Here is a 17561-nt window from a genome sequence, read left to right as displayed (position 1 = left end):
GGACTATAGAATGGATGATCGTCAATTTCGTACAGCCATGGGGAAATTTGCAACTGGTGTTACAGTTATTGCCACTGATGTGGATGGGGATGTACATGGAATGACAGCTAACGCCTTCATGTCTGTCTCGCTGGACCCGAAGCTGGTTGTGGTTTCAATTGGGGAAAAAGCACGGATTCTCGAAAAAATGAAGCAGAGCAAAACGTTTTCTGTAAATATCTTAGCGGCGGACCAACAAGAACTTTCCATGATATTTGCCGGCCAGCTGAAGGACCATCGAGAGGTTGTTTTTGACCGCCTGGATGGGAAGCCTGTATTAGCGGGTGCCGTTGCCCAAATCGCTTGTGACGTTACAGCAGAACATGTTGAGGGTGATCATACACTTTTTATCGGCAAGGTAACAGATATCCAGCTCGAAGATGTAGAACCACTTATTTTTTACAGCGGCCGTTATCGTTCATTAGCTGAAGACAAAGTTGTTAATCTAAAATAACAAAGTAGAAGACTCCTTGTTTAAAAGAAAAGGAGTCTTTATTTCAAGATAAAGTATAAAATTTGCTCTGAAACTTGTCCAGCTCCAGCGCCCTAGCGGCTAGTGCCCTTCGCCCTCCGCCCTACGATAAGTCAACATCGAATCGCTAACGCTCTTCGTGTTTCCTTTATCTCAGTTGGAGCGCTCCAGGCCATACGCCGCTGACCAGGGCGCTTGCGCTTTTCTTTTCACCTAAATAGTCTTGGTATAAAGGGGTGAGGCCATGAAGGGGAATATGGCAAATTTACTGGAACTAAGTGCCAATGAAGGAGAAGCTAAAAAAATTATCACCACTTCTTCCGCATTTGGACTTTTACGTAAAGGAATCATTGAAAATCTAGGAACTACTAGAGCTAAGAGCTTTCTACTTCGTTACGGCTGGAGTCTTGGGGTTACGGATGCAGAGGAAGCTATGAAACAAACTGCAAATATTAATGAGCTCCTTCAACAAGCTTCCATCCTCCATTTAAATACAGGACATATTAAAGATATTCAGTCGGAACGAATTATCGAAATGAGTGATTCTAACACTATAAAATCAATTCTTGGTAGAGGAAAATGGATTGACTCCTTTGAGGCTAACGAGCACCTTAAACATCATGGTGAATCAGATATTCCTGCCTGTCACACGTTAACAGGATATGCAAGTGGTTATATGTCAACGGTTTGTAAAAAAAGTGTCATTGTAAAAGAAATATGCTGTATTGCCAAAGGAGATGCTGAATGTTGTTTTGAAGCTAGACTTCAAGATGATTGGGGCATTGAGATTCAAGAAGAGCTAAAATTTTATAAAGAAATTAATATCATTGAAGAATTAGAGTACACCTATGAGCAACTATTAGAACAGCGAAAGCTTGTTGAAAAGGTTAGCAGATTTCACAAAAAATTAACGGAAAGTATTTCAAATGGCAATAATCTACAAGATATAGCAGATGCAACATTTAAACTATTAAAGATTCCGATCTCGATTGAAGATTTAGGCTTTCAAAAAATTGTCTTTTCAGGTATCAATCAAGAAGAATACAGCCGATTGAGTAAGGAATTAAAAGAAAGCTTGATTCGAAAGAATAGGAAAAACAATACAGCTCTCCCATTATTCAATGAAACAACACGATTAAAAACGGAAAACCAGGAGCGTCTTCTTTCGCCCATAATTGTCCAAAAGAAGGTAATCGGTTATTGTACATTCCTATACCCAAAGGGCTTTGACAATAGTATCGAGAACAACATTATGTTCATTGAACGGGTTGCCAATGCGGCATCCTTGTATCTTTTGAATGAAAAAACCAGCTTTGAAGCCGTTGAAAAAATGAAGGGTTACTTTTTGGAACAAATACTAAAGGGCCAATATTCAAACAGAGAAGAGATTATTCATCGTGGCAGGTATATGGGGATCAATTTAGCAGAGCCCTTTTATGTGGCCGCATTAGACATTAAGAATAAAGGAAATAAGGAAGATATAAGGAAAGATCAATACGAGCAAATTCTCGAGACTATTGCAAAGTATTTAGATATCCAGGGGTATAAGGTATTGATTGCTCAATATGAGAGTCAAATTATCATGCTAATCCCTGAGTCAGCTAAACTGTTAAGTCATTTAGGTAAAATTATTAAGCATGTTGAAACGACTCATTCAACCTATGAATATAAGTTTGGGATTAGTGATAAAACCGATGATATTGAAGGTGTGTTGGAAAATTTAGAGGAATCATTGATTGCCTTAAGGATGGCAACTGGAAGGAAAATTATTCATTTTAAAGACTTAGGGATTGTCGGAGTGTTGATTAATTCCAAAAATGTGAGCGGAATTAAAAAAATAGCCAAACAAGAATTAGGACCGCTCTTTAAGCTAGGTGAAGCAAAGCAAAAGGAATTAGTTAAAACCCTCTATGTTTTTTTATCGAACGGAGGTAAGCTGCAGCAAACCATGGATGACTTGGCATTATCCATGAGTGGCTTAATGTATCGAATTAATAAAATTGAGAGCCTGCTCCAAAAGGATTTACGTGATTCATCGCAAAGCTATCATTTGCAGTTAATTTTAGATTCACTACTTGCATTAGGAGAACTGGAGATATAAGCTATGCTAAGCATTCCACTATCAGGAGTGCTTTTTTGTTTTAAAAACCAATAAAAACTACCGGAAAATCATTTCCAATATAAACTGCCTAAAAACTCCTAAAAGTTAAATAATGTTTATTCTAGATTTAAATAATTGAGTTTTCTAAAATTAGTAAATGTAAGGGCTTTCAATACTAAAAAGGGGGGAAAATATGTTAAATCAAGTTCAAACTATTGAAAAAAGTACTGTTAAGAAAACAATGAGGAGAATTTTACCGTTTATTTTAGTTTTATATGTTGTCGCTTTCTTGGACAGGGTTAATATGGGGTATGCCGCCTTAGAAATGAATGCTGACTTGGCATTAACTTCAGAGGCATTTGGCTTGTTGTCAGGCTTATTCTTTATCAGCTATTTTATCTTTGAAGTACCGAGTAATTTAATTATGCACAAAGTAGGAGCAAGATTGTGGATCTCAAGAATTATGATTTCATGGGGAATAGTGGTGATCTTAACAGGGTTTATTCAATCCGCCACTCACTTATACATTTTACGCTTTCTACTGGGAGCAGCCGAGGCAGGCTTTGTTCCTGGAATCGTCCTTTACTTAACTTATTGGTTTCGAAGTCGGGAGAGGGGGCGAGCAACCGCGTTATTTTTCGTCGCCTTGCCATTAAGTGCGTTAATTGGAGCACCACTATCAACTTGGATTATGGACACCATTTCGTGGGCTGGTTTGGCAGGCTGGAGATGGATGTTTATTATGGAAGGAATTCCCGCCGTTATTTTGGGGATTGTGGTTCTATTTTACCTGTCCAATAAACCTGCCAATGCAAAATGGTTAACACAAACGGAAAAATCTTGGCTTAATGGGGAGCTGGAAAAGGAGAGAGCCTTAAGTTCGAAATTAAATAAAACCTCTCATCTTGACATGATAAAGGACTCGAAAGTTTGGAAGTTAGCTTTATTTAATATTGCTGGTTTTATTGCCGTGAATGCTTTATCGTATTGGATGCCAACTATTATTAAATCTTTATCCGCTTCTTCCACGACCAATATGCAGATTGGCTGGTTAGCCATGATACCATCTATTATAGCTATTCCATCGATCCTTTTTACCGGCTGGAACGCTGATAGAACCAATTCACATAAATGGCATTTGGGAGCGTGTGTGACGATTGCTATGCTCGGGTTCTTAGGCTGTGCATTCGTATCAACCGTTCCACTAATGGTTTTAATGCTTTCAATTACCTCTGCAGGACTATATGGGATTTCCGGCACTTTTTATGCCTATATTACATTCTTCTTCTCAGAAGCAACGGCACCGGTTGGCATTGCGTTAGTAAGCACTCTTTCCTCATTAGGGGGATTCGTAGGGCCTATGATTATGGGTATTTTCAATTTTACTCAAGCAATGTTCATTATTGCAGGCTTCCTTCTCATCAGCTTGATTACTCTTACAACTCTTAAATTAATTCCAAAGAACAAGACAGATATAATTGACGACAGTGTAACAGAAGTACCAAATTAATAGGATCATCTTGATTGGTGAAGTCGGTGTAAAACCATTATTTTTTCGGACAGCTATAGACTAAAACCAATAAAAACTAGCTAAAAATTGAACTAAATCAAAAGATTTTTTCTCTAGAATTAAACTATTCAATTTTCTAGAATTTAATTAAGAACCAGATTACAAATTGATGTAAGGGGTTTCACGACTCTTTATTCAAAGAGGGGAGAATTTAATTGGAACAAATAAAGCAAAACATCATTAAAACCAAAAACTTTGAAACCTTTCTTAATCGTACAGGGGAAGGAAACGCTGACGTGATTTTATTTTTACATGGATCTGGGCCAGGTGTGTTTGCATGGGCTAACTGGCGTTATGCATTAAATGCGTGCAGGGAGCAATATGATTGCCTTGCCCCGGACCTCCTTGGTTTCGGAAACAGCAGCCACCCCGAAACGCTGCCAAAGAACCGGCAGGGCTGGACCGATCTATGGGTCAATCAAATGATTGAACTGTTGGACGAACTTGGAATTGAAAAGGCCCATGTTGTTGGGAATTCATTAGGCTGTTCGATTGCCCTTGAATTACTTTTAGAACACCCGGAACGGTTTTGTAGGGTTGTATTAATGGGACCGGGCGGGACACCTAATACCAAACTTAGTACTGAGCTTGCCCGTGCGAAAGGATTCTATGATAATCCATCGGAAAAGAAAATGCGCCAAATTATGAGTTGGTTTGTCTATGATGCTGAAAAACTAGCACCCGAAATTGATGCACTTGCCGAAACCCGTTATGAAACAGCTATGCGGCCGGAAATTCAACGCTCTAATGATGCCATCTTTGCAACTGCTGCTGTTCCGGTACCTGTTACGGCTTTAAAACGAATTCAACACCCTATTTTATTAGTACACGGAAGAGACGATATGGTTTGCTCGATTGAGTCAAGCTATTATCTGCTATCCTATTTGCCAAACGTCCAGCTCCATGTCTATGGCCAGACTGGTCATTGGACGCAAATAGAACAGAAGGAAAGCTTTAATCAGTTAATCCAAGATTATTTTTCTAGCAAAATCTAAAGGGGGTATAGGGGATGAGTTTACCAGAGATTGCGAAATTGGGGCATGTTGCTCTTGTGACACCTGATCTTGAAAAGTCATTGTGGTTTTTCCGAGATGTTATTGGTTTAGAAGTTACCGAAGAAAAAAACGGGACTTACTACATGAGGGCTTGGGGGGATTTTGAGCATCACTCACTATCATTAACAGCAGGTGATCGTGGTTATATCGACCACATCGCCTGGAGAACGAAACGGCCTGAGGATGTCGAAGGATTTGCCCAGCTTTTAGAAAAGGCAGGTACAGAAGTTAGATGGATTGAAGTAGGTGAAGAGACGGGACAAGGACAGGCAATCCGTTTTAAACTGCCAAGTCAGCATTCTTTCGAAATCTATTATGACGTTGAAAAGCCAAAAGCGGATGAAAAGAGACGATCCGTCTTGAAAAACCAGACCTATAAAGCTTGGGCCCGCGGCTGCTCACCTAGAAGGTTTGACCATGTCAATATTGCTACTTCGATGGATGTTGGTGAAATTATTGACTACTTGGGAAGCCAGTTAGGCTTTAAGCTTCGTGAATACGTTAAATACAATAATGATAAAATCGTTGCAGGCTGGATGAGTGTCACTCCTTTGGTTCATGATATTGCTGTCATTTCAAGACCACAGGCGCAAACTCCAAATCAGCTACATCATATTTCGTATTGGCATGATAACGCCCAAGACATTTTAAGAGCTGCTGATATTTTAAAAGAAAATGGGATTAATTTTATCGGACCTGGAAAGCATGGTGTATCTCAAGCTTTTTATCTCTATGTAATGGATCCTGGCAGCGGCTGCCGAGTGGAATTGTTTAGCGGTTCCTATCTAATATTTGAGCCCGATTGGGAGCCGGTTGTGTGGACAGAAGAAGAGCACTCGATTGGTAATACCTACTGGGGTGATTCTGTGATGGATAAGGAAATGAATAAGCCAACCATTGAAGCTTAAATAAAGTGCTGACTCATCACCATATTGAGTCAGCTTTTTTAAAAGAAAGGGAGAGGTCTGTGACTGAAATACGAAAATATGAAACAGATATAGTGGTTATTGGAGCAGGAAATGCTGCTATGTGTGCTGCCATATCCGCACGAGAAAACGGCGCTTCGGTTATGGTGCTGGAAAAGGCACCTGAATCCGAAAAAGGCGGAAACAGCACCTTCACCCATGGTTCCATTCGGTTTGCTTATGACGGCAATGAAGACTTACAACAAATCATGCCTGATCTAACTGCAGAAGATTTTGCCATCACAGACTTCGGGTCCTATCCGGAAGAGGAATTTTTTGATGATATGTGCCGAATGACGGAATACCGTACCGATCCAGAGCTCGCGTCACTCCTAACCGGCAATAGTTTTGAAACGATGAAATGGCTGGTATCCCATAAGGTACGATTTGTGCCGATTTATGGCCGACAAGCATTTAAAGTGGATGGTAAATTCAAATTTTGGGGCGGTATGATTGCTGAATCGGTGGGCGGTGGTCCAGGTTTAGTCGGGTCACTGCATGAGGAAGCCACGCGACTAGGTGTACATGTATTATTCGATGCCATGGCGACCAAACTTATTCATGATGATGATGGAGTTCATGGGGTTATATTTAAATATAAAGGAAGAACTTCGGAAGTGCGCACCAAAGCAGTGATCTTGGCTTCAGGGGGCTTCCATGCCAATCCGGAAATGCGGACACGGTATTTAGGACCGAAATGGGACTTAGCTCATGCACGAGGCAGCCGTTTTAATACCGGAGAAGGAATTCAAATGGCATTAAATATCGGTGCCATTGCCAGTGGAAACTGGTCAGGGTGCCATTCGGTTGGCGGGGACCGGTACCTGCCGGAATTCACGGAAGGCTTTCAAAGGCTAAGCTATCCATTTGGCATTATCGTAAATGCTGAAGGCAAACGCTTTGTTGATGAAGGTGCAGACTTTCGAAACTATACGTATGCAAAATACGGCAAGCTGATTCTAGAACAGCCTGGCCAATTTGCCTGGCAGATTTTCGATCAAAAGGTGTCCGGTCTATTACGGGACGAATATCGTGGCAAACAAGTAACAAAAGTGAAAGCAGATACATTGGAGGAGTTGGCCAAGAAACTTGACGGGGTAGACCCGGAAGGATTTTTACAAACAGTGAAGGAGTACAATGAGGCGGTCCGGGCTGATATTCCGTTTAATCCTAATATCAAGGATGGCAGGTGTACAGAAGGGCTGGCGGTTAGGAAATCCAATTGGGCAAATACCCTGGATGAAGGCCCGTTTGAAGCCTACGCTGTTACATGCGGTATCACCTTTACTTTTGGCGGGTTGAAAATAAATTTGAACGGAGAAGTGCAGGACGTTTTATATCAATCGATTCCAGGGTTATATGCGGCCGGTGAGCTAGTGGGCGGCTTATTCTACTTTAATTATCCTGGTGGTGCAGGCTTAATGGCAGGCGCTGTTTTTGGGAAAATTGCAGGCGAAAATGCTGCACGATTTGTCCATTTAGGAAAAGAAGAGATGGTTTAACAGTAAAGATTAGTTGTTTTCTTTTTATGAGATAACATTAAAAAGGGGTGCGAAATATGGTAAGCAATTTATTGGATGAAAACAAAATTGATTTGAGCTTGTTATTAAAAGGGGCAGAAAAGGTTGGACAAATTGCAGAATCGGAGGCGCTCGAAGCAGATCAGAATAAAACCGTTTCAAAAAATGTCATTGATGCGATGAAAGAAGCTCGATTATCCAAGTTATTACTGCCGAAAAAATATGGAGAGCCTCAAGTAAATTTAAGAGAGTATTCCCAGGTTATCCGCACCGTTGGAAGATATAATACTTCTGCTGCTTGGTTAACTTTTCTTTATTCCATTCATAATAGTTTAGTAGCTTTTATGACGAAAAAGGGAGCAGAAGAAGTTATTAAACAGGGTGGGTTAATTGCAGATATTTTTGCTCCTATAGGCAAAGTGGAAAAGGATGGGGATGGTTTTCGGATCACCGGTAAGTATAGTTTTGTAAGTGGTATCTTATATAGCGACTGGGTGTCTCTTGCAGTGAAAATAAAAATAGACGGCAATGAAGAGAATGAACTATGCATGCTGACATTACCGGTATCTGATGTGCAAATAGTGGAAAATTGGGATACGTTAGGCCTTAGGGGGACAGGAAGCAACCAGGTAATTGTAGATAATGTCTACGTTCCAAAGCACCATCTTATACGACTTACTGTTGCAGATCGTACAGGCAGACCTCCTGAAGGTTATGATAAAGACTATCCTCTTTATGATGTTCCATTTTTCTCATCCTTTTGTATCGGATTCCCTATGGTCGCGCTAGGCGGAGCGGAGCGTTTACTAGAGGAATTTAAGAAACGGACGGAAAAGCGGGTTCGATTAGGAGGAAATTCTGCTAAAGATTCCCGTCATCAGGGGGTATTAGCAGAATTAACGATTAAATATTACGAATCAGAAGGTCTATTAGAAAAATATATTTCTTTATTAGAAAACTATGAAATGGGAAAAGAAGATAAACGTGGTGAATTTGCTGCAATTAGGGCAAAAATCACGAAAAACGTAGCGGACATTGCGGTGAAAGTTTTGTTGACACTTGGCGGATTTTCGATGTTCAAAGGAGATCCGATCGAAATGTTCATACGCGATCTTTTGGCAGTATGTACACATCGATCCAATCTCTACGAAGACTCGGTTGAAGCGTTTGGAAAGACACAATTTGGCTTTGACGTATCGATTAATGGGTAAAGCTTAATGTGAAATAAGAAGGAGGCACCTGCATGGAAACGATTTATTTGAATCCCGATAATCTGATGCACTGGCAGCAAAAAGCAAAATCAAGTATCATGGCGCTAGGATTTTTTGATGGTATTCATATCGGCCACCGTAAAGTCATTCAAACAGCTTTTAGGAAGGCAAAAGAGGAAAATCTACTCTTAACGGTAATGAGTTTCTTTCCACATCCCAAAACCGTTTTATCGAATGGGAAAACAAAAGTAGAATATCTAATGCCGTTACCTGATAAAGAGAAACTGTTCTCTGAACTTGGTGTCGATATTTTTTATATTGTTGAATTCGATCGGGAGTTCGCATCGCTGTCGCCAGAAAAGTTTGCTGCTAAATATTTACTCGATCTCGGTGTCGTCCATGCAGTTGCAGGTTTTGATTATACGTATGGCTTTCGTGGTGAAGGGAATATGGATCGATTGAAAAGAGATTCAGGCGGAATCCTTGAAGTTACGAAAGTAAATAAAGTTGAATGCCGCGGAGAGAAAATTAGCTCAACAAGCATTAGAGAAAAATTATCAAAGGGAAATGTGGAAGATTTACCTGACTTTTTAGGACGTTTTTATGAAGTTGGCTGTGAATGGGACGGAAGTGCGTTAAAAGTTAAACCTTACTATACCCTGCCAGGGCAGGGCAAATATGCTGTTACGTTAACAAGTGGATGTCATTCACAAGAAATAGAGGTACTTGTGACAGGTGAAAACGAAATGATCCCGCTACTAAATGTTTTGGAACTATTCCTGAATAGTGATACAGCGGTTTCGCTTACTTGGCACCAGCGGTTAACGGAAGATAAAAGAGATACTATTTGCGATAGGGATTGGTTACATTCTTCGAAATTCAATTTTGTATGGAATGGATGATATTGATAAGAATTTACGGCAGCATCTGCATAACGCGTTAGACTTTTACATTTAGGTAGAACGGCAATGTTTAAGATTTCAGACAACCGATATTTCCGCCTTAATTCAGTGACTACTTACGATTGCTTTTATCGGTATCGAGGGAACTGTATTAAGGCTTTTGGCTTTTTTAGGTACTCATTTTCGATTCTCAACAAGCGATTTTCCTGCTGAAGTTTTTCGGGTTCAGAGGATTCTTTTTTTTACAAGAGAATGTCCAGTGGTGAAATCCTATTTGATGTAAAAAGATTAAGTGATTACAAAAACAAAAAGGAATTAGGAAAAAATCTACAAATGATTTTTCAAGATCCCTACTCGTCATTGAATCCAAGAATGACAGTAGCCAATATTATTGCTGAACCGCTTTTTCTGCATAAAATTGGCTCAAAAAAAGAAATTAAGAAAAGGGTGGATGAATTACTCGAAAGAGTTGGGCTCGCTTCCTACCATGGCACTCGGTACCCTATTGAATTCTCCGGTGGACAAAGGCAAAGAATTGGGATTGCACGTGCGCTTGCTTTAAGGCCAAAACTGATTGTTTGTGATGAGCCGGTTTCAGCGCTGGACGTGCCCAAAGCTCAAATCTTAAATCTATTAAAAGAAATTCAACAAGATTTTGGATTATCTTATATTTTTATTGCTCATGGAATCCAAGCTGTTAAACATATTAGTGATAAAATTGCTGTGATGTATCTCGGAAGAATTATTGAATATGCCAAGACAGAGGAATTATTTGAATCTCCACGTCATCCCTATACTAAAGCACTGTTCTCGGCTGTACCTCAACCTAATCCAGAAATGAGAGAAAGAGAACGAATTATCTTACAGGGAGACTTGCCAAGTCCTTCAAACCCCCCACAAGGCTGCCATTTTCATACTCGTTGTCCAGTGGCGATGGAAAAATGCAAAAGTATTGAGCCTGCTTTATTACAAACGTCCATTAACAGTTTGACAGCTTGTTTATTAGTTCAAGAACCAAAAAAGGAGCAGATCGCAACTTAATAATACTGAAATTAAAGTTTTCATCTACTCCCTTAGATATGAAAGCAGGAAGGATTTTTTATTTGGAAAACTATTTTGAGAAATATTTGGGAGGGCTTATATTTGTCATCATTGAGCTTTGATATTATTAATGCCATTCGCCAAAGACAAAAACGTGGTTTGCCAGAGGAAGTCCGTAAAAAGGTAATACTTCATATTTCTGATACTATAGGAATCTCATTGGCGGCTCATAAAGGAGCACCTATAGCCTTACAATCGATATCTGGGATATCTGTGGGAGTAGAAGGTGGCGCTGGCCGAGTAATTGGAAGTGGACATCAATTACCTCCTGCCTATGCAGCATTTTCCAATACTGCTTTGGCACATGCACTAGATTTTGACGATATAAATGATTTAGCGAGAATACATCCTACTCCAATTATTTTAGCGTCTGCATTAGCTGCTGCTGACATTGAAGATTCTAGAACTACGGATCTTGTCACTGCGGTAGGACTAGGAAATGAGTTAATTTGCCGGCTTGGATATGCGATTGAACCTAGAGGTACAGGCGTTGATTCCAAATGGTTTTTAAGTCAACTTTTTGGTTATCTTGGTGCCGCAATCACTGCCGGTCTTGTTCTTGGGTTAGATGATTCTAAATTAGTTCATGCCTTGGGTCTAGCTTACATGCAATTAGCTGGTGGAAAAGAGCCAGGAGTTGGTGTAGGTTCTAAAGCTAGGTCGATTTATCCTGCCTTTGCATCTATGGGAGGTGTTCAAGCAGCATTTTTGGCTCGAGAGGGAGTGTCGGCTCCAGCGAGTAGCTTGGATGGTAAAACAGGTCTTTTTCGAAACTATTTTGGAAAAAATCTAAGCGAAGGTCAACGAAAAATATTATTAGATACTGAAACGTGGGCATTTTCAGATACATCAATAAAACTTTTCCCTAGCTGTCGTTATTCACACCCTTACATAAAATCGACGCTAGTCCTTCGTAATGAAGTAAAACACAATCAAATCGAAAACCTTGTAATCGGAGTAAATGAAACGGCAAGTATGTTATGTCATCCAATGCCGGAGCGTTGCCACCCCAAAACATTACAAGATGCTAAATTTAGTATCCCTTTTATGGTTGCATTTACATTTGTACATGGAAATGTCAATTTGAATAATTTAACAGATAAGGCGCTTATGGATTCGCAAGTATTAGAATTGTCAAAGCTTGTAAGGATTGAAAATACACAACCTAATACTCTTGGGCTTCCTCAAGGTGATATTAAGATAATAACTGCTCAAGGAACTAAAAGACATATAGAACGTTGCCTTCCTATAGTGACTTTTGATGAAGTTAAGAATAAATTTATTGATTGTTGTTTATTTGCAAACATAGATGATCCTGAAGAGGTATGGAAAACGATAAGTAATAGTCTTGATTATGACTTATTAAATAAATTACCTCTCATTCACCATTAATTTGGAAATTAATCAGTAAGAAACAATTTACCACTTTTTAATAATTTTTCACCATTTTCAAAAACTATTAAATTGATTTTCTAAAGAAAGACTGATAAAAATTATTGGAAAATTGCCAAAAGTTCAATGATTTTTACCTTTGTAATTAATGTTTTAATTTTCTAAAATTTAAATATGCATTAATAAAAAAGGAGACCCAATAAATGAATAAAACAAAAAAGTTCCAGGAACTTTTGAAACAAAGGGGATCATTTATCGTGCCGGGTGCGTATGACGCGATGTCAGCTAGATTAATAGAAGAAATCGGGTTTCACGCCATTTATGCGACTGGCGCCGGCATTTCCAATGCCCAATTAGGATGGGCGGACGTCGGTTTGACTTCCTTAAAAGAAGTGGTCGATATCGTTGCCCGAATGGCAGATGTGACAACAGTTCCGATTGTTGTGGATGCCGATACAGGGTTTGGCAATGCCATTAATGTTATGCGGACAGTTCGTGAGTTTGAACGAGCAGGTGTTGCGGCTATTCAAATGGAAGACCAGGTGTCGCCGAAGAAATGTGGCCATTTCAACGGAAAAGATGTCATATCAAAGGGAGAAATGATAGGAAAGATCAAGGCAGCAGTGGACACAAGACATGACGAAAATCTAGCCATCATTGCTAGAACAGATGCTTTAGCTGTTAATGGGATTGATGATGCAATAGAAAGGGCGCATGCCTATAAGGATGCTGGTGCCGACATCATTTTTGTGGAAGCGCCTACAACAATCGAACAACTTAGGCAAATAACCAGTTCTTTAACAGGCATCCCACAGATCATTAATCTAGTAGAGGGCGGTAAAACCCCGCTCGTTTCTTTAAAAGAAGCGGAAGAGATTGGCTTTAAGATCATGCTTTGCGCCAATACCGTTCTTCGTTCAGCGATTAAGGGTATTACGGAGTCCCTGAAAATCTTAAAAGCAGAGGGTTCACAAGAGAATGTTCACGAGTTGATCTGTACATGGGAAGAGCGCCAATCCCTCTTTAAACTCAACCAAATTAAAGAATGGGAAAACAAGTATTCTGAAAATCAGTCATTAATTAACAAGTAAAAACTTATTTAGAGGAGGAACTTGAAGTGGTGAGAGAAGTAGATTATGACATTGTAGTAATTGGATGTGGAGTGGCTGGGACCTCAGCAGCTTTATCTGCTGCAGAAACGGCGAAGAAATCCAATAAAAACTTAAAAATCGCCATCCTGGAACGAGCTGATTATGATCATAGGGGCGGAAACTCCCGTTGGACTGCCTCTTATATGCGGATGAAAAATCTCGATGAAGTAGCCGACAACTTCGTAGAAGATATGCTGGCTTTCTCAGACAACTATTCCGATCGGGAGTACATAGAAACTCTCGCCCAAAATGCCGGCAGTACACTACGGTGGGTAGAGGAAAAAGGGGTTGAATTCGACTACCTGCCAACGATGTTTTTAACCGCATCAAAGCCGCGATTATTGCCTGTGGGCGGCGGTCGGGCGATTGTTGACACCTTAGCCCGCCGTGCTGGTGGACTCGGTGTTGAAATTATTTACGAAGCTACTGCCTGGAAATTACTTCTTGATGATGAAGGTGCTGTCAATGGGTTAATGATTCGTGTAAAAGGCGGGACATCCCTTCAATTAACAGTCGGAGCAGTTGTATTAGCATCCGGTGGATTCCAGGGAAATCAGGAGATGATGGCCCAATATGTTGGCAGAGATGCCCATAAGATTCGGACAGTTGCCGAGGGCGGATTATTCAATAAGGGGGAAGGCATTCGGATGGCGATGGCAATCGGGGCCAAAACAGCTGGCCAGTTTGATTCGTTCCATGCTGAACCAGTCGACCCAAGAAGTAAGCGGGAAGAAGCGGCTGTCATGACCTATCCTTACTTCATTTTGGTCGATCAAAATGGAAACCGTTTTGTCGATGAGGGAAAAACCACCGTCGACGAGCAATATGAAGAAGTAGCCCGAAAGATCTTCCATGATCTTCCTGGTCATATTGCCTATATGATCGGCGATCAAAAAATGTATGATATTCCAAATTATGAGCGCGCAGTAGAAACGGATAAACCCGCTATTGTTGCTGACACGCTTGAAGAATTAGCCGAGAAGATAGGCGTGCCGGTTGAACAATTAACGGCTACCGTGGAAGACTATAATGCGGCCATTCAACCTGGTGAATTTCACTGGGATAAAAAGGATGGTAAACAAACGGTCGGAATAACTCCGCCAAAGTCTAATTGGGCAATCCCAATCAACCAGGCACCCTATATTGCTTATCCTATTGTCTGCTCGAATGTTTTCACCAATGGCGGTTTAGCTACCGATACAAATGGCCGCGTCTTATCGCAAGATCAGGATGCCATTCCTGGTTTATATGCAACAGGTGAAATAGCTGGACTCTATTACGGAAAGTATCCAGGCGGAACATCGGTATTAAGGGGACTCGTATTTGGACGCCGTGCAGGCGAACATGCGGTTACCTATGTGAGTCAATCAAAGAAACTCGAAGTTTAATCAAGCTAAAAAAAAGCCAATTATAATTTGTCTTAAAGGGAAGGATGATTTGCTTGGAATTAAAAGACAAGGTAGCTTTTGTGACTGGCGGCGGCAGGGGAATTGGCAGAGAAACCTGTATTCTTTTAGCCAAACAAGGTGCCAAAATAGCTATTTTTTCAGATAACGAAGCGGAATGCAAGGATACGGCTGCTTATATTATTGATGAATTAAAAAGGGAAGCCATCTCCATCGTCGGAGATGTTCGTTCCGAATTCAATGTCTTTCAAGCAGTCCAAGAAACAGAAGAAAAACTCGGCTCCGTTGACATATTAGTAAATAATGCCGGTGTAATGAGTTTAAAACCATTTCTTGAAACAAGCGTCGAAGAATGGGACTTTTTACAAGATGTCAATGTAAAAGGAAGCTTCTTATGTTCACGAGCAGTGGTGCCGAAAATGATTGAAAAAAAGAATGGTGTAATTATTAATCTTTCATCTATATGGGGAACGAAAGGTGGTCCTGATCGAAGTGCATATATTACTTCAAAATATGCGGTCATCGGTTTCACGAAAGCATTGGGTGAAGAATTAAAACCTTACAAAATTAGAGTAAATGCTGTCTGTCCAGGTCCTGTCGACACAAAGATGATGCAGGATTTAGCGCCTGATGTGAATAAAGACAATTGGCTGCGACCGATAGATATCGCCCATGTCATTGTAGATTTATGTTTACCTAAATCTGTTGCTGTAACAGCCACTGCCGTTGAAGCATTTGGCAGCGGTAGGCCAGTTAACATATAAAAATATTAATTTTAATAGTTGGAAGGGGAAAGAAACATGACAAATTTAAAAACAGTAGTAGAAACAAAAAATATTAGTCTAGCATTGGCAAATAAATTGTTAGAAGCAGCCTTAGCTAAGGGAGAGGAACTCGGAATCCCGTTTAGCATTGCGATTGTTGATAAACCAGGTAATATAAAAGCATTTGCGGCAATGGACGGTGCACCAGTGCTAAGTTTGGAGATTTCGCAGAATAAAGCCTTTTCCGCAGCTGCTTATAACAGACCGACACATGAATGGTACGACCAAATTAAGAATGACCCACCATTGCTTCATGGAATTGTGCACACCGAAAGATTGGTTATTTTCGGGGGAGGTTTTCCTATTAAAATTAATGGCGAGCTGATCGGTGGTATCGGAGTTAGTGGTGGACACTATACACATGATATGCAGGTATGTGAAGCCGCATTAGAAGTGATCAAAAATTTTGAATAAATAATGGTAACAATCTTATATGAAATTTGTATTCTTAACCCGTGCTAGGACTTTTGTTGATAGAGTTCATTGGCCGGACTTCTATAAGTATTACCTAGAGTTAATTGCAACAAAAAATGCTTAAAGTGGGGAGGATCTTATACTGAGCACAACAAATTATCCAAATCAACCGGAAAAAATGGACTCCGCTAAGTATAAAGTCTTTTTTGGTGCTTATATTGGCTGGATCTTTGATTACTATGAGGTTTTTGTCCTTAGTTTTTTAGTCATTCCAATGGCTGCATCCCTGTCTTTAACTACGGAACAAGTTGCTTCTTTGTTTTCAGTCCAATTGGGTTTCCTTGCGCTGGGTGGAATTATTTTTGGGATTTTGGGAGATAAGATCGGCCGAAAAAAAATCCTGATATGGACTCTAGTCATCTTTTGTATTGCTACATTAATGAGAGCATTTACCTTTGATTATGCATGGTTAGTGATTTGGACAGCAGTTGCAGGTTTTGGGCTTGGCGGTGAATATGGAGCGGGTCAGGCCTTAGTTAGTGAAGTGGTACCAACGAAGCAAAGGGGATTTTGGAGCAGCCTTCTCTATGGTGGAGCCTATATAGGAATTTTTATGGGTGCACTCATAGGAGGGTTTATATTACCAGTTATTGGCTGGAGATGGACCTTTGCCATATCCGCACTTCCTATTTTAATAGCATTATTTCTTAGACGGGATGTCGAAGAATCGAAAGTATGGGAAAAGACGATAAAAAACACCAGTGCAGTCAGTTTTAAGAAAAAGTTTGGGATGAAGCGGTTTTGGAAGCCATTTATCATCGCTTTGATTGCCGCAGTCTTTCAATATTTTGCGTACTATGGAATAACCAACTTTTTACCTACTTACCTAGTAAAATATGAAGGGTTCGAAATGGGGAAAACAGCCTGGTGGTTATTCTTTACAGCTTTTGCCGGGTTAGTGGGTTCACTTATTGCTGGATATACAGCAGATAAGTGGGGGAGAAGGATCACTCTGTCGTACTTAGCGTTTATCGCGGGTGCTGGCGGCTTGCTTCTTTACTTTACCTGGGATTCCCTCTTGTACTCTTTTTGGATACTAGTTCCTATTTTCTTCCTGTACATGGGATCTAATGGGGCTACCATCTTCGGCTCGTTATTTAGTGAGATATTTCCAACTGAGGTAAGAAGTACAGGAATTTCTTGGGCTCTTCAAATTGGAAGAGGACTTGCATTTGCTCCGCCTTTGATTACTGCTGCAGTCTTTCCCGTTTATGGGTACCAACCGATTATTTTAATGGGAGCAGGGTTTTTCTTCGCATTATGTTTGTGGGCTTGGGTTTTTCCGGAAACGAAAGATAAAAATTTGGATACGGCATCATTCGAGCCAATTGATATTACCCAAGAAGGTAAGAACATAAGTAGCTAGAAAGAAGTAGAA

Annotated in this window: 15 protein-coding genes; all 15 read left to right on the top strand. The window is 40.3% G+C overall.

Annotated elements, in window-relative coordinates:
* The first annotated feature begins 10 nt into the window (after positions 1-10).
* The 15 genes from M3226_RS09380 (at position 11) to M3226_RS09310 (ending at position 17549) form a co-directional block, all read left to right on the top strand.
* Positions 11-493: a flavin reductase family protein gene (locus M3226_RS09380; protein WP_251564677.1), complete on the top strand. Its 483-nt coding sequence runs from the start codon at positions 11-13 to the stop codon at positions 491-493.
* Positions 494-755: 262 nt separating this feature from the next.
* Positions 756-2612: a XylR N-terminal domain-containing protein gene (locus tag M3226_RS09375; protein ID WP_251564675.1), complete on the top strand. Its 1857-nt coding sequence runs from the start codon at positions 756-758 to the stop codon at positions 2610-2612.
* 193 nt (positions 2613-2805) lie between these two features.
* A complete protein-coding gene (locus M3226_RS09370; protein ID WP_251564673.1) occupies positions 2806-4122 on the top strand; it encodes an MFS transporter in 1317 nt (438 codons plus the stop codon).
* Between the two features lie 215 nt (positions 4123-4337).
* Entirely contained in the window at positions 4338-5177 is an 840-nt protein-coding gene (locus M3226_RS09365) for an alpha/beta fold hydrolase (protein WP_251564670.1), read from the top strand.
* Positions 5178-5191: 14 nt separating this feature from the next.
* A complete protein-coding gene (locus tag M3226_RS09360; RefSeq protein WP_251564668.1) occupies positions 5192-6145 on the top strand; it encodes a VOC family protein in 954 nt (317 codons plus the stop codon).
* Between the two features lie 59 nt (positions 6146-6204).
* Complete coding sequence (tcuA, locus tag M3226_RS09355) at positions 6205-7704, top strand: FAD-dependent tricarballylate dehydrogenase TcuA (RefSeq protein ID WP_251564666.1); 1500 nt, start codon at positions 6205-6207, stop codon at positions 7702-7704.
* Between the two features lie 56 nt (positions 7705-7760).
* Entirely contained in the window at positions 7761-8933 is a 1173-nt protein-coding gene (locus M3226_RS09350; protein ID WP_251564664.1) for an acyl-CoA dehydrogenase family protein, read from the top strand.
* A gap of 32 nt (positions 8934-8965) precedes the next feature.
* Entirely contained in the window at positions 8966-9835 is an 870-nt protein-coding gene (locus M3226_RS09345; RefSeq protein WP_251564662.1) for an FAD synthetase family protein, read from the top strand.
* 252 nt (positions 9836-10087) lie between these two features.
* A complete protein-coding gene (locus M3226_RS09340) occupies positions 10088-10876 on the top strand; it encodes an ABC transporter ATP-binding protein (protein WP_251564660.1) in 789 nt (262 codons plus the stop codon).
* Positions 10877-10978: 102 nt separating this feature from the next.
* Positions 10979-12328 carry an MmgE/PrpD family protein gene (locus M3226_RS09335; RefSeq protein ID WP_251564658.1) on the top strand — a complete coding sequence of 450 codons (1350 nt, stop codon included), beginning with the start codon at positions 10979-10981 and terminating at the stop codon, positions 12326-12328.
* 203 nt (positions 12329-12531) lie between these two features.
* A complete protein-coding gene (locus M3226_RS09330) occupies positions 12532-13419 on the top strand; it encodes an isocitrate lyase/PEP mutase family protein (RefSeq protein ID WP_251564655.1) in 888 nt (295 codons plus the stop codon).
* 26 nt (positions 13420-13445) lie between these two features.
* Positions 13446-14867: an FAD-binding protein gene (locus M3226_RS09325; RefSeq protein WP_251564653.1), complete on the top strand. Its 1422-nt coding sequence runs from the start codon at positions 13446-13448 to the stop codon at positions 14865-14867.
* 44 nt (positions 14868-14911) lie between these two features.
* Positions 14912-15649 carry an SDR family NAD(P)-dependent oxidoreductase gene (locus tag M3226_RS09320; RefSeq protein ID WP_251564651.1) on the top strand — a complete coding sequence of 246 codons (738 nt, stop codon included), beginning with the start codon at positions 14912-14914 and terminating at the stop codon, positions 15647-15649.
* A gap of 36 nt (positions 15650-15685) precedes the next feature.
* Positions 15686-16123, top strand: coding sequence for a GlcG/HbpS family heme-binding protein (locus tag M3226_RS09315; protein ID WP_251564649.1), 438 nt, complete (start codon positions 15686-15688; stop codon positions 16121-16123).
* 178 nt (positions 16124-16301) lie between these two features.
* A complete protein-coding gene (locus M3226_RS09310) occupies positions 16302-17549 on the top strand; it encodes an MFS transporter (RefSeq protein WP_251564647.1) in 1248 nt (415 codons plus the stop codon).
* The last annotated feature ends 12 nt before the right edge of the window (positions 17550-17561 follow it).

It is taken from the genome of Neobacillus cucumis (assembly GCF_023715505.1).
The sequence above is the reverse complement of the archived record's forward strand: the minus strand, read 5'-3'. Positions and strand labels throughout refer to the sequence as shown.

Coding starts and splice junctions, on each gene's coding strand:
- M3226_RS09315 (WP_251564649.1), top strand. CDS start 15,686: ATGACAAATTTAAAAACAGTAGTAGAAACAAAAAATATTAGTCTAGCA.
- M3226_RS09345 (WP_251564662.1), top strand. CDS start 8,966: ATGGAAACGATTTATTTGAATCCCGATAATCTGATGCACTGGCAGCAA.
- M3226_RS09380 (WP_251564677.1), top strand. CDS start 11: ATGGATGATCGTCAATTTCGTACAGCCATGGGGAAATTTGCAACTGGT.
- M3226_RS09340 (WP_251564660.1), top strand. CDS start 10,088: ATGTCCAGTGGTGAAATCCTATTTGATGTAAAAAGATTAAGTGATTAC.
- M3226_RS09370 (WP_251564673.1), top strand. CDS start 2,806: ATGTTAAATCAAGTTCAAACTATTGAAAAAAGTACTGTTAAGAAAACA.
- M3226_RS09330 (WP_251564655.1), top strand. CDS start 12,532: ATGAATAAAACAAAAAAGTTCCAGGAACTTTTGAAACAAAGGGGATCA.
- M3226_RS09350 (WP_251564664.1), top strand. CDS start 7,761: ATGGTAAGCAATTTATTGGATGAAAACAAAATTGATTTGAGCTTGTTA.
- M3226_RS09310 (WP_251564647.1), top strand. CDS start 16,302: ATGGACTCCGCTAAGTATAAAGTCTTTTTTGGTGCTTATATTGGCTGG.
- M3226_RS09375 (WP_251564675.1), top strand. CDS start 756: ATGAAGGGGAATATGGCAAATTTACTGGAACTAAGTGCCAATGAAGGA.
- M3226_RS09360 (WP_251564668.1), top strand. CDS start 5,192: ATGAGTTTACCAGAGATTGCGAAATTGGGGCATGTTGCTCTTGTGACA.
- M3226_RS09320 (WP_251564651.1), top strand. CDS start 14,912: ATGATTTGCTTGGAATTAAAAGACAAGGTAGCTTTTGTGACTGGCGGC.